The organism is Kibdelosporangium persicum (assembly GCF_013280595.1).
Taxonomy (GTDB): domain Bacteria; phylum Actinomycetota; class Actinomycetes; order Mycobacteriales; family Pseudonocardiaceae; genus Kibdelosporangium; species Kibdelosporangium persicum.
In genome coordinates, this window is record NZ_JAAATY010000001.1 from 165,470 (window position 1) to 177,744 (window position 12,275).

General features: G+C 67.0%; 11 protein-coding genes. 4 read left to right on the plus strand and 7 right to left on the minus strand.

All coding sequences use genetic code 11. The annotated features are described in order from the left end of the window. Window positions 1-304: 304 nt before the first annotated feature. The gene (locus GC106_RS00795) at window positions 305-4,576 is read right to left on the minus strand and encodes a HAMP domain-containing protein (protein WP_173124578.1); all 4,272 of its coding nucleotides are present in this window, start codon (window positions 4,574-4,576) and stop codon (window positions 305-307) included. 195 nt (window positions 4,577-4,771) lie between these two features. Here GC106_RS00795 and GC106_RS00800 point away from each other — a divergent pair, with 195 nt between their 5' ends. After that, complete coding sequence (locus GC106_RS00800; protein ID WP_173123269.1) at window positions 4,772-6,031, plus strand: PP2C family protein-serine/threonine phosphatase; 1,260 nt, start codon at window positions 4,772-4,774, stop codon at window positions 6,029-6,031. Between the two features lies 1 nt (window position 6,032). On the opposite strand, the gene GC106_RS00805 is transcribed toward GC106_RS00800, so the two are convergent. After that, window positions 6,033-6,395, minus strand: a complete 363-nt coding sequence (locus tag GC106_RS00805; RefSeq protein ID WP_173123271.1) for an STAS domain-containing protein — start codon at window positions 6,393-6,395, stop codon at window positions 6,033-6,035. A 9-nt stretch (window positions 6,396-6,404) separates the two neighbouring features. Then, a complete protein-coding gene (locus tag GC106_RS00810) occupies window positions 6,405-7,475 on the minus strand; it encodes a YhjD/YihY/BrkB family envelope integrity protein (RefSeq protein ID WP_246364604.1) in 1,071 nt (356 codons plus the stop codon). 32 nt (window positions 7,476-7,507) lie between these two features. Here GC106_RS00810 and GC106_RS00815 point away from each other — a divergent pair, with 32 nt between their 5' ends. Genes GC106_RS00815 through GC106_RS00825 form a run of 3 tightly spaced genes read left to right on the plus strand, consistent with a single transcriptional unit; the run spans window position 7,508 to window position 9,212 of the window. Beyond that, entirely contained in the window at window positions 7,508-8,056 is a 549-nt protein-coding gene (locus tag GC106_RS00815; RefSeq protein WP_173123273.1) for a hypothetical protein, read from the plus strand. Beyond that, a complete protein-coding gene (locus GC106_RS00820; protein ID WP_173123275.1) occupies window positions 8,053-8,529 on the plus strand; it encodes a hypothetical protein in 477 nt (158 codons plus the stop codon). The genes GC106_RS00815 and GC106_RS00820 overlap by 4 nt, the downstream gene beginning before the upstream one ends. Before the next feature lie 50 nt (window positions 8,530-8,579). Continuing rightward, complete coding sequence (locus GC106_RS00825; RefSeq protein ID WP_312872334.1) at window positions 8,580-9,212, plus strand: HNH endonuclease family protein; 633 nt, start codon at window positions 8,580-8,582, stop codon at window positions 9,210-9,212. A 15-nt stretch (window positions 9,213-9,227) separates the two neighbouring features. On the opposite strand, the gene GC106_RS00830 is transcribed toward GC106_RS00825, so the two are convergent. From GC106_RS00830 to GC106_RS00845, 4 genes are read right to left on the minus strand one after another with little or no spacing between them, the layout of a single operon-like run. Next, a complete protein-coding gene (locus tag GC106_RS00830) occupies window positions 9,228-10,070 on the minus strand; it encodes a helix-turn-helix domain-containing protein (RefSeq protein ID WP_173123277.1) in 843 nt (280 codons plus the stop codon). 48 nt (window positions 10,071-10,118) lie between these two features. Next, window positions 10,119-10,925, minus strand: a complete 807-nt coding sequence (locus GC106_RS00835; RefSeq protein ID WP_173123279.1) for a maleylpyruvate isomerase family mycothiol-dependent enzyme — start codon at window positions 10,923-10,925, stop codon at window positions 10,119-10,121. Beyond that, window positions 10,922-11,605 (minus strand): mycothiol-dependent nitroreductase Rv2466c family protein, encoded by a 684-nt coding sequence (locus GC106_RS00840; protein WP_173123281.1) that lies wholly within the window; start codon window positions 11,603-11,605, stop codon window positions 10,922-10,924. Before GC106_RS00840 ends, GC106_RS00835 begins: the two co-directional genes overlap by 4 nt. Further along, on the minus strand, window positions 11,602-12,162 hold the full coding sequence (locus GC106_RS00845; protein WP_173123283.1) for a TetR/AcrR family transcriptional regulator: 561 nt from the start codon (window positions 12,160-12,162) through the stop codon (window positions 11,602-11,604). The genes GC106_RS00840 and GC106_RS00845 overlap by 4 nt, the downstream gene beginning before the upstream one ends. Window positions 12,163-12,275 lie beyond the last annotated feature (113 nt).

Here is a 12,275-nt window from a genome sequence, read left to right on the forward strand (position 1 = left end):
CGTGTCCACCACTCCGGCACCCCGTGTCCACCACTCCGGCACCTCGTGTCCACCACTCCGGCACCCCGTGTTGACCGTTGCGGCACCTCGTGTCCACCACTGCGGCACCCCGTGTCGACCGTTCCGGCATGGTGAAATTCCCTCACTGGTGGGCGGGAATTTCAAGGTGCCGGAGTGTGCATCTCGGGGTGTCGGAACGTGCGGTTCGGGGTGTCGGAACGTGCGGTTCATGGTGCCGGAGGGTGCATCTCGGGGTGCTGGAAAGGTGGACACGGGGTGTCGGAAAGGTGGACACGGCGAGGGGTCAGGTTGTGGTTTCGTCTCCCTCCAGGTGCTTGGCGATCAACCTGAGCAGGCGGTTGTTGTTGACGGGCTTGGTCACGTAGTCGTTCGCGCCCGCCGCCAATGTCCGCTCCCGGTCCTCGGGCATGGCCTTGGCCGTCACCGCGATCACGGGAAGGTCCTTGTGCGACGACATCTCGCGGATCGCGGCGATGGTGGCGTTGCCGTCCAGCTCCGGCATCATCACGTCCATCAGCACCAGGGCGATGTCCTTGTACTGCTCCAAAGCACGGACACCGGCCACGCCGTTGTCGGCGTAGACCACGTCCAGCCCGTGCTGTTCGAGCATCGCGGTCAGGGCGAAGACGTTGCGGAGGTCGTCGTCGACGATGAGGATCTTCTCGCCGTGGAACCGGATCGGGAGCAGGACGCTCGGGTCCTCCGCCAGTTCCTCCGCCGGGCTTTCGATCACGAGCGGCGCGGCCGGTTCGGGCTTCTCCGGCTGGTCGACCGCCAGGTACAGGGTGAAGATGCTGCCCGACCCCGGCTCACTGGTCACGTGCAGCTCGCCGCCCAGCAGTTGCGTCAGCTGACGGGAGATGGACAAACCAAGCCCGGTACCGCCGTACTTGCGTGACGTGGTCCCGTCGGCCTGCTGGAAGGCCTCGAAGATCACGGCCAGTTTGTCCTGGGGGATACCGATTCCGGTGTCCTCCACGGCGAACGCGATCACCGCGTCGGCCGACCGCAGCCGGGCGGTCTTCATCATCGCCGGGTCGACCATCGTGATCCGCAGTTCCACGCGGCCTTCGTGGGTGAACTTCACCGCGTTGGACAACAGGTTGCGCAGGATCTGCTGCAACCGGTGCTCGTCGGTGTGCAGGATCGACGGCACGGTCGGCTCCACGACCACCGAGAAGTCCAGGCCCTTCTCCGTGGTCAGCGGGCGGCACAGCGCTTCGACGTAGCTGACCAGCTCGGGCAGGGCGAAGTCGTTGATCTGCAGTTCCAGATGCCCGGCTTCGACCTTCGTCAGGTCGAGGATGTCGTCGATCAGCTGTTGCAGGTCGCTGCCCGCCGAGTAGATCGTCTTGGCGAACTCGCGCTGCCGTGGCGTCAGGTTGCCTTCCAGGTTGTCGCTCAACAGCTTCGCCAGGATCAACGCACTGTTCAACGGCGTGCGCAGCTCGTGCGACATGTTCGCCATGAACTCCGACTTGTACTTCGAGGCCGTCGCGAGCTGCCGCGCCCGGTCCTCCAGCTCTTGGCGGGCCTGCTCGATCTCGGAGTTCTTCACCTCGATGTCACGGTTCTGCCGGGCCAGCAGCGCCGCCTTCTCGGCCAGTTCGGTGTTCGAGCTCTGCAGTTCGTCCTGCTGGGCCTGCAACTGCTCGGAACGGGCACGCAGCTCGCGCGTCAGGCGCTGCGACTCGGCGAGCAGCGCCTCGGTACGTGCGTTGGCCAGCAGCGTGTTCATGTTGACGCCGATGGTTTCCTTCAGCTGCTCGAGCAGGTCGTGGTGGACCGAGCTGAACTCGTTCACCGACGCCAGCTCGATCACGCCGAGCACCTGGCCTTCGAACAGCACCGGCAGCACGATCACGTTCTTCGGCGCCGTCGACCCCAGGCCGGACGACACCCGGATGTAGTCCGCGGGCGCACCGGTCATCACGATCGGCCGCTTGTCCATGGCGGCCTGGCCGACCAGCGACTCGCCGAGCTCGAACGTCAGCGGCCCGTCCGCCTCGGAACGACCGTACGCCGCGATCCGCCGCAGCCACGTGCCGCTGTCGCCGGTCTCGGCGAGGAACACCGCGCCGTACTGGGCACGGACCAGGGGAGCGAGCTCGCTCAGGATCAGCGACGCGACCGCGCCGAGGTCACGGTGTCCCTGCATCAACCCGGAGATCCTGGCCAGGTTGGTCTTCAGCCAGTCCTGTTCCTCGTTGATCCTGGTCGTCTCGCGCAGTGTGACGATCATCTGGTTGATGTTGTTCTTCAGGTCCTCCAGCTCACCGGACGCGTCCGCAGTGACCTGCCGCGTCAGGTCACCCGCGGTCACGGCCGTCGCGACCGCACCGATCGCGCGGACCTGGGTGGTCAGGTTACCGGCGAGCTGGTTCACGTTCTCCGTCAGCCGCTGCCACGTGCCGGACACGTCGACCACGTTGGCCTGGCCACCGAGCTTGCCCTCCGTGCCGACCTCGCGGGCCACACGCGTGACCTCACCGGCGAACGACGACAGCCGGTCGACCATGCTGTTCAAGGTGTTCTTCAGCTCGAGGATCTCGCCCCGGGCGTTCACGTCCATCTTCTTCGACAGGTCGCCGTTGGCCACGGCCGTGGTCACCTGAGCGATGTTGCGGACCTGGGTCGTCAGGTTCTCGGCCATGACGTTGACGTTGTCGGTCAGCTCTTTCCACGTGCCCGCCACGTTCGGCACGCGCGCCTGGCCACCCAGCGTGCCCTCGGTGCCGACCTCGCGCGCCACACGCGTCACCTCGTCACCGAACGCGCGCAGCGTGTCGACCATGCCGTTCATCGTCTCGGCCAGGTCGGCGACCTCACCGCTCGCCTCGACGGTGATCTTCTTCGACAGGTCACCGTTGGCGACCGCGTTCGCCACGGTCGCGATGCTGCGGACCTGGGTCGTCAGGTTCTCGGCCATGACGTTGACGTTGTCGGTCAGGTCCTTCCACGTGCCCGCGACACCACGGACCTGCGCCTGACCGCCGAGCTTGCCCTCGGTGCCCACCTCACGGGCCACCCGCGTGACCTCGTCGGCGAACGCCGACAGCTGGTCCACCATGGTGTTCAGGGTGTTCTTCAGCTCCAGGATCTCGCCCCGGGCGTCGACGTTGATCTTCTGCGTCAGGTCGCCACGCGCGACCGCGGTCGTCACCTGAGCGATGTTCCGCACCTGGTCGGTCAGGTTCGACGCCATGAAGTTCACGGAATTCGTCAGCTCACGCCACGTGCCGGCGACGCCAGGCACTTGCGCCTGACCACCCAACCGCCCGTCGCTGCCGACTTCCCGGGCCACCCGCGTGACTTCGTCGGCGAAGGCGGAGAGCTGGTCGACCATGGTGTTGAGGGTGTTCTTGAGTTCGAGGATCTCGCCCCGGGCGTCGACGTTGATCTTCTGCGTCAGGTCGCCGCGCTGCACGGCCGTCGCGACCGTCGCGATGCTGCGGACCTGGTCGGTCAGGTTGCCCGCCATGAAGTTCACCGAGTCGGTGAGGTCGCGCCACGTGCCCGCGACGCCGGGAACCTGCGCCTGACCGCCCAGAATGCCGTCCGTGCCGACCTCGCGGGCCACACGGGTGACCTCTTCCGCGAAGGCGGAGAGCTGGTCGACCATGGTGTTGAGGGTGTTCTTGAGTTCGAGGATCTCGCCCCGGGCGTCGACGTCGATCTTCTGCGTCAGGTCGCCCCGGGCCACCGCGGTCGCCACGGTCGCGATCTTGCGGACCTGGTCGGTCAGGTTGCCTGCCATGGTGTTGACCGAGTCGGTGAGGTCGCGCCAGGTGCCCGCGACGCCAGGCACTTGTGCCTGACCACCGAGGATGCCGTCGGTACCGACCTCGCGCGCCATCCGCGTGACTTCGTCGGCGAAGGCGGAGAGCTGGTCGACCATGGTGTTGAGGGTGTTCTTCAGCTCCAGGATCTCGCCTCGCGCGCCGACGGCGATCTTCTGGGTCAGGTCACCCCGGGCCACCGCGGTCGCCACCCGGGCGATGTCACGCACCTGGTCGGTCAGGTTGCCCGCCATCAGGTTCACCGAGTCGGTCAGGTCACGCCAGATGCCCACACCGCCCGGGACCTGCGCCCGGCCGCCGAGGATGCCCTCGGTCCCGATCTCCCGGCCGACCCTGGTCACCTCGGACGCGAACAGCGAGAGCTGGTCGACCATCCGGTTGACGGTGTGCGCGAGTTCGAGGACGTCACCGCCGAGCGGCCTGCCGTCGATCTCCAGCGGCATCCGCTTGGTCAGATCACCCTCCGCGACCGACGTCAGCACGTGGTTGATCTCCACGGTCGGCCTGGTCAGGTGATCGATCAGCTCGTTGACGACGTCGGTCGCGACACCCCAGCCGCCCGAGTCACCCATGGAACGGACGCGTTCGTGCAGCACGCCGTCGGTCGCGACGCTCTCGCGGACCCGCAGCAGCTCGTTGACCAGCTGCTGGTTGCGTTCCGCGATCTCGTTGAACGCGGTGGCCAGCTGCGCGGAGCGGCCCTCGCCCTTGGCGACGATCCGGCGGCGGAAGTTGCCGTCCCGCAGGTCTTCCATCGCGGCCAGCAGTCTGTCCAGCGCCGCGTCCTCGCCATCCTGGCTCACTGCTTCTTGGTTGATGTGCGTAGTCACGGCGACTGCTCCCCGGATCGAGGCGACCTTCGGTGTCTAACCTTGCCATGTCCGTCAGCGCCCGTGGTGGCAGGCGCTACGGTTATGGACGAAGTTGCCGAAGCGTCAGCGAGGTGCGGGATGACCGATGCAGAGGCATCGGCCCGTCCGGCCGTTGTCGAGCAAGACGACACGGCCTTTCTTGCCGAGGTCGGTGGCCGGCTCTGCGGCAGCATGGACACCGACACGGCCGCGGCATGCGTCGCGGAGCTGGCGAGTCCGGTCCTCGCCGAGCGCGCGGTGGTGCTCCTGCCGTCGACCCGAGGCCGCTGGGCGTGGTGGTGCCACGTCCTGGACGGCCGTTCGCTGCGCGGCAAGGTCAGGCGGCTGACACCGGCGGTCGCTCCGGTGCTCGCCAGAGCCATGTTCGCGACGCAGTCCACGGTTCGCGCGCTGCCACGGCCCGAGGTCGAGGCGATCCCGGGCATGTTGCGTGAGCTGCTCGTCGGACACCCCGAGATCCATGCGGTACCGCTGGTCACGAACGAGACGCCGGGCGTGCTGATCCTGGCCCGCAGCGAGCCGTTGTCCGACGTGGAGCAGCGGGTGGTCCGGGAGTTCGCCGCCCGCGCGGGCGCCGCCCTGGACGCTGCCGCTGTGCTGGGCAAACAGCGGGCGGCGATCGAGGGCCTGGAGAGCACGTTGCACCCGTCGGAACTGCCGGCCGTGCCGGGCTGCCGGATGGCCGCGCTGTACCGGCCCGCGTCCGGCCCGCTGCAGGTCGGCGGCGACTTCTACGACGTGCACCCGCGCTCGGACGGGACGCTGCTGTTCCTGCTGGGCGACGTCTGCGGGAACGGACCCGAGGCGGCCGCGCTGACCGGCAGCATCCGGCACGCGCTGAGCGCGCTGCATCTGGTCGAGCGGGAGCCGCAGCGGCTGCTCGACCTGGTCAACCAGACGCTGCTGGCCACGGGACGCAGCCGGTTCGCCAGTCTCGTGGTCGGCTCGCTGACCTCACGCGGCGCCGACTCGATGCGCCTGGCGATGGGGTCCGGCGGGCACCCGAGCCCGTTGGTGCTGCGCCGGGACGGCCGTGTCGAAGAGGTGATCATCCCGGGCATGCTGGTCGGGGTGACCGCGAACGCCAAGTTCGGCCAGGAGTTCGTCGAGCTGCGCCGCGGTGACGTCTGCCTGCTCTACACCGACGGCATCAGCGAAGCCCGCGGCGGGCCGTCCGGCGACGAGCTGTACGGCGAGGAAAGGCTGCACGATCTGTTGTCGTCGTGTGCCGGTGAACCGATCGACGCCATGCTCGCCAAGATCAACTCAAGCGTGCGGGAATGGCTCGGTGGCAACGATCACGACGACATCGCGCTGCTGGCCATCCAGCCGTACTGACTCAGCGGCCCTCGCCCAATGCGTCCAACGCGTCCGAGACGGACGGGTAGATCGGCAGGACCTGCTCGAGGCCGGTGATCTTCAGCGGGCGGCTGATCGGCGAACTGCCCGCGACGATGCCCCACCTGACGTTGCGGCGCTCGGTCTCGCGGTGCGTCTCGACCAGCACCGAGAACCCGAGCGACCCCATGAAGGTCACGCCGTCCAGGTTCAGCACCAACGCGTCGCAGGCGGCCACGCTCTCGGCGAGGCCCGCCCGGAACACATCGGCCGACGCCAGGTCGATGTCCCCGGTCACGTGGGCGACGGTCACCGCCGACTCGTGACGTTCCAGCTGGATCTGGACCACGTCGCTGTCGGACACGCTTTCTCCCTACTTCGGCCGCGTTTTCCGTCGGAAGGTCCGCTGGAGCCACAGTGCCGCCACGGCACCCGCCGCCACCAGCCAACCTGCGGTCGCCGGGCGCAGCGTCGGCGCGGCGGACCCGGCAGTGGTGTCTCCAAGGTACTCCCCGCGCTGCTCCGGTTGGACCACCAGTGGGGTGGCACCTTGATCACCACCGGTCGCTATCCACGCGGCGACCAGCAACAACAGCCGTGCCACGAGGTAGACGAAAACCAGCAGACCGATGATCGAGCCGAACGCCGCGCTCGTCGGGGACCGGCCGAGCAGGTTCAGGTACACGTTGGCGCCGATCTTGAGGATTTCGAACCCGATCGCGGCGGCCAACGCGCCACGCACGGCGTAGCGCTTGCTGACCTTGGCCCGCGGAAACCGGACGAGAACCCACAGGAACACCAGCCAGTCCGCGAAGATGGCCAGGGGAACGGACAGCAAGGACAGCACGGTGCCCGCCCACGGATGGTCGTCCATCCCGGTCCACTGCAGGATCGATCCGTTGAGCCAACTGCCCGCGGCGGTCAACGAGAACGAGACCAGCAACGCGATGGCCAGGCTGATCAGCGCGAACAGGTCCCGCAGGATGGTGCGGAAGAACGGCATCGGCGGCCGTTGGAGGTTCCACATCGCGGTGAGCGCGTCACGCAGGGCGTTCATCCAGCCCCAGCCGGCGTACAGGCCGATCACCAGACCGAAGACACCGAGCGACGCGCGCTGATCGATAACGTTGTCGTAGATGTCCGCGACGAAGCCGTCGAGGCCGGACGGCAGCGCCTGGATGATCGTGATCCGCAGGTCACGGGTGATCTCGTCGTCGTCGGCCAGCACAAAACCGGTGACCGACAGACCCACCATCAGTACCGGGACGACCGACAACACGCTGAAGTACGTGATCGCGGCCGCGTACTGGTACGCGTTGTGGTCGACGTACCGGTCGATCATCCGGACCAGGTGGTCGAACCAGGCATATCGGTTCCGTAGCCGCATGAGCACCGCCCGATTCTCGCCGACCGGGGTGTAGTGATCATCACGAAGGGCACCCAACAGGCAAACCTTCGAGAACAGGAGGTCTCACGATGTCAACGGGTGCGATCATCGCCATCATCGTCTTGGTGGTGCTCGTCGCCGCGGCGGCGGTGTTCTTCTTAATGCCGCGAATGCGTAGTCAACGCCTGCGCCGTAGGTTCGGCCCCGAGTACGACCGCGTGGTGTCGACCAACGGTGACCGGAAGGCAGCGGAGAAGGAACTGGCCGACCGGGAACGGCGACATTCCCAGCTTGAACTCCACCCGCTCCCGCAGGAGAAACACGAGCGGTACCGCGCCGAGTGGACGCGTATCCAGGAGCGGTTCGTCGACGCACCGGTGGAGGCTGTGGGGGAAGCCGACCGGCTGGTGAACGTCGTGGTGACGGATCTCGGGTATCCGGCCGAGGGCTACGACCGTCAGCTCGCCGACCTGTCCGTGGAACACGCGGGGGCGGTCGACCATTACCGGACGGCACACGACGTCCGGACCCGATCCGACGCCAGCACGGACGACCTGCGCAAAGCGATGATCTCGTACCGCAAGGTCCTGGACGACCTGCTGGATCACAAGCCGGGTAAGGCGGTGCAACGCGCATGACGACCATCGACCCCAACGACCGCAGGCACGAGGTACGCCGGAACGACGCGGGGGACGAGGCGCAGGCGAACATCGACGAAGCCACGAGAAACGACGACCGGATGGCCGAAACCCGCGCCGACGAGCGGACGAACGGCCGTGTGGACGGCGAACGGGTGGCCGAGGACCGGACCGACAACCGGATTCCGGAGGACCAGGCGCCGGTCGCCGCACGAACGCGGATCTTCGAGGACAGCGACGCGGAGCAGTACCGCGCGCAGTGGCGTGAACTGCAGGCGGGCTTCGTGGACGAGCCCCGTGAGGCCGTCCGCGAGGCGGACGCACTGGTGACGCAGATGGTGGAGACGCTGACGTCCCAGTTGAACGAGCGGAAACGGGCGCTACAGGGCGAATGGGACTCGGTGGACACCGAGCAGCTGAGGGTGGCGCTGCAACGGTACCGGTCGCTGTTCGACCAGATGGTGCAGATTTAGTCCGGCGCGCCTCGTCCGGCTCACGCCAGTGATCGTTTTGAATCTGTGGTGTGAGCCGGACTCGTCATTCGACCGTCGCCGCAGTCGGCGCGGTCGCCCTGCTGCTTGTCCTGGCGGTCGCGTTCTGGTGGCTGAACCGGGCCGAATCCGCCGCGTTACCACCGGAATCAGCGGACCTGCAAAGCCTCAAGGTGGCGCCGCCGGGGCCGATGAGCGGGTACAGCCGCGACCGGTTCTCGCACTGGGCGGGCAACGGGGACTCGTGTGACACCAGGGAGATCGTGCTGCAACGCCAAGGAGCGCAGGTTCAGCGGGACGCGCAGTGCCGTGCGGTGTCAGGCAAGTGGGTGAGCCCGTACGACGGCGTGGAGCTGACGAAGGCGGCGGACATCGACATCGACCACATGGTGCCGCTGGCTGAGGCGTGGCGGTCCGGCGCGTCGACGTGGACCGACGAGAAGCGCAAGCAGTTCGCCAACGACCTGGGCAACCCGCAACTGTTCGCGGTGACAGCGGCGGCGAACCGGTCGAAGGGCGATCAGGACCCGGGCACGTGGAAGCCGCCGGTGCGGGCGTACTGGTGCACGTACGCGAAGAACTACGTTGCGGTGAAAGCCTTCTACCAGCTCACGGTGGACACGAAGGAGCGGGACGCCCTCGCGACGATGCTCGCTACCTGTTGACGGAAGCTGTATTCGCTACTGCTCAACGTCCTTGAGATCCTCCACCACTTGCTCAATCAGGGTGATGGAGGCTGCCGGAGTCAGCGCCTCAGCCTGCAGCAGGCTGAACTCAAGCTTGGCCTTCGCCACATCTCCGGGATCATCGATGTGGATTGCTCCGGCGACATGTTCGACATAAAGAATGGCGGGATCCTCCTGGTCGGGAAAGGTCAGAATGTTGAATGGGCCGGTCAAACACCTGGCCGCCCGCCGGAACGGCAGGATTTGGAGGTTGACTGTCGGCAAGGCGGCCGCCGCGAGCAGGTGCCTGAACTGCTTGAGCATCGCTTCAGGTCGAGGTCCGGCTATGTCACATCGAAGCACTGCTTCATCGATGACTGTGTTCAGCCGCAGGGGCTGTCCTTCACCCATGAGTCTGCGCTGGCGCATCAGCCGGACTGCGGTGTCATTGTCGGCCGCGGACGGCTCCCAGTGGCCGAATACTGCTCGCATGTACTGCTCCGTCTGGAGCAGGCCCGGTACCAACTGCACCTCGAAGTTGTCGACCTGCGCCGCCGATGTCTCAACATCGACATATCCCAGACCTAAGTCGCCGTAGGCGCGGTACCACGGCGGCTTGTAGGCCTCCCGTGCCTCCTCGATCAGGTCCGGGTCGTAGATGTCGTAGAGGTCCATCATGGACCGCACCATGTGGACGTCGACCCGCGTCTCCCCGGTTTCCATCCGGTGCAACGCGCTCCTTGTCTTGTCCAGTCTCGGTGCGGCGTCGTCCAAGGAGAACTCCGCCGCCTCGCGCATCCTCCGCAACTTCGCGCCCAGTTTCCGGCGCAGGAACGTCGACCCGGTGTGCTTCGCCACCGTGCCATGGTGTCATTCCCCGTCCCAGCACTGGGATTCCCAGTTGGGTCAGATCGTGAACGGGAGCGCGAACGCCACCTTCTCCGCCAGGTCGGCGTCGCCTTTCACCGTGGTACGACCGAATCCGAGTTCCACCGGCATCCGGCCACCAGCCAATCGGGTGAAAACCGTCGACGACATCGTCAGTGTCGCGGTCGCTTCGCCCGCCAACTGCGGCACCACCGTGGCGCGACCGTCGACCTGGACGTGCAGCCGGCGCCGGACCGGGCCATCGAGGTCGAACGTGACCGACGATCCCTGCGGCGCTTTCGCCTTCTTGCCGACGATGTAGCCCAGCGCCACCGAAATCTCGTCGAGCGACATCTCGGCCGGATCGCCCGACTCGTGGCCCGGCCGGTCGACCGCTTCCCGGACATCCTGTTCGTGCATCCAGCAGTCGAACACCCGGATCCGCATGAACCTGGCGTACGTGTCCTGGCCCGCCGGTGTCCACGAGGGAGCGTCGAAGTCCTCTTCGGACATCGCGGTGAGCGCCTCGGCGCGGGTCGCGGTGGCCTCGCGGAAAAGCCGGTGCACGTCGGCGGGGGACTGGGCGCGCATCGACTCCACCCAGCACTCGTTGAGCGCGGCGATGTCGTTGTGCACGTGCGGGTATTCGCGGACGCCCGGCACCTCGGGCGGCTGCTTGCCCGACAGGTTGAGTTCCGTGCCGACGATGTGGGCGACCACGTCCTGCACCGACCAGCCCGGCAACGCCGTCGGCGTCTTCCACTGCTCCTCGGGCAGTTCCGCCAGCAGCTGGTCGATCGAGGACCACTCGTCGATCAGCGTCTGCACCGTCTTCGCCTTGGTCATGCGGTCCCTCCAGAGAAGTCGACGATCTCGCCTCGGTTGACGCTCACCCAGTCCCGTCCGTCCAGGTACGGCCGCAGGTGCTGGGCGATCAGGTGCTGGTCCGCCGGTGACTTGGGTCGTTGCAGTTCGTAGACGTGCGGCAGGTCCGCCATTCCGGTGACGACGTGCCACAGTTTCACCGCGTCCTGGCCTTTCGGCGGGTCGACCAGCACCGGCCCGAACAGTGTCTGGCCGTCTTCGAAGAACAGTGTCGGCACACCGAATCCGCCCGCGTCGACCACCCGTTGGTGATCCGCTTTGACCTCGTCGTGTGTCGTCGGGTCGTTGATCGCTTCGTCGAACACGCCCGGGTCGTCGAGCAGTTGCCTCGCGACGGCCGGATCGTGGGGCTTCTCGCCCCGCATGTGCAGTGCTTCGCCGATTCTGGCGTACCAGGTGTCCAGGTGGCCCATGCCGCGCCTGCGTAGCGTGGCGCCGATCCGCATCAGCGACCAGCCGTACGACCATTCCCGTTCCCACGGGTGCTTCTTGCCTTCGAACCGGTTGATCTCTTCGAGGCTGAAGAAGCGCCAGTTGATCGTGATGCCGATCCGGTCGCGCACCTCCCGCAGCCACACGGAGGTCTGGTAGGCGAACGGGCACATCGGGTCGAAGTGGAAGTCCACAGTGGAGCGTGTCATCCCGGCTCCTTGAGGTTGGCGCTGATCAGCGCGCGGATTCCGGCGGCGATCTCGGTGGCCGGACGCAACCGCACCTTGGCGATGAGGATCTGCCCCTGGATCTGGGCGAGGATCATCCGCGCCAGCTGCTCCGGCTCGACGCCGTCCCGGAGAGGCGCCTGTTCACACGCGGCGACGAGGCGCTTCTCCCACCGGTCGAACACCGCGGCCACATGAACCCTCAGCTCGTCGTCGGTGGTGGACAACTCCGCCGCGAGGTTGCCGAACGGGCACCCCACGATCCGGCCGAACTTCTCCTCGAACGCGCCCTGGACGTCGGCGACCGCGCCGGCGACCGCGTAGAGGCCCTTGGCCTCGGCGAACCGCCTGTCGAACTCGGCCGCGTGCAGGTCGACCACGGCCTTGGCCAGCTCGGCCTTGGACGCGAAGAAGTGGTAGAAGCTGCCCTTGTGCACGTCCGCGGCCGTGCACAGATCGCTGATCCCGACCGACGCGTAGCTGCGCGTGAGGAACATCTTCGCGGCCGACCGCACGATCCGTTCCCTCGACACCACCATGCGGGCACGCTAGCGCCCTCTTGACTGGTCGGTCAACTAGGTCCGCGTACGTCGAGTGGCGTACTCGGCGACCCGCTCGGCGACGGATGTGTGCGATGACCGCTCCCGGAATG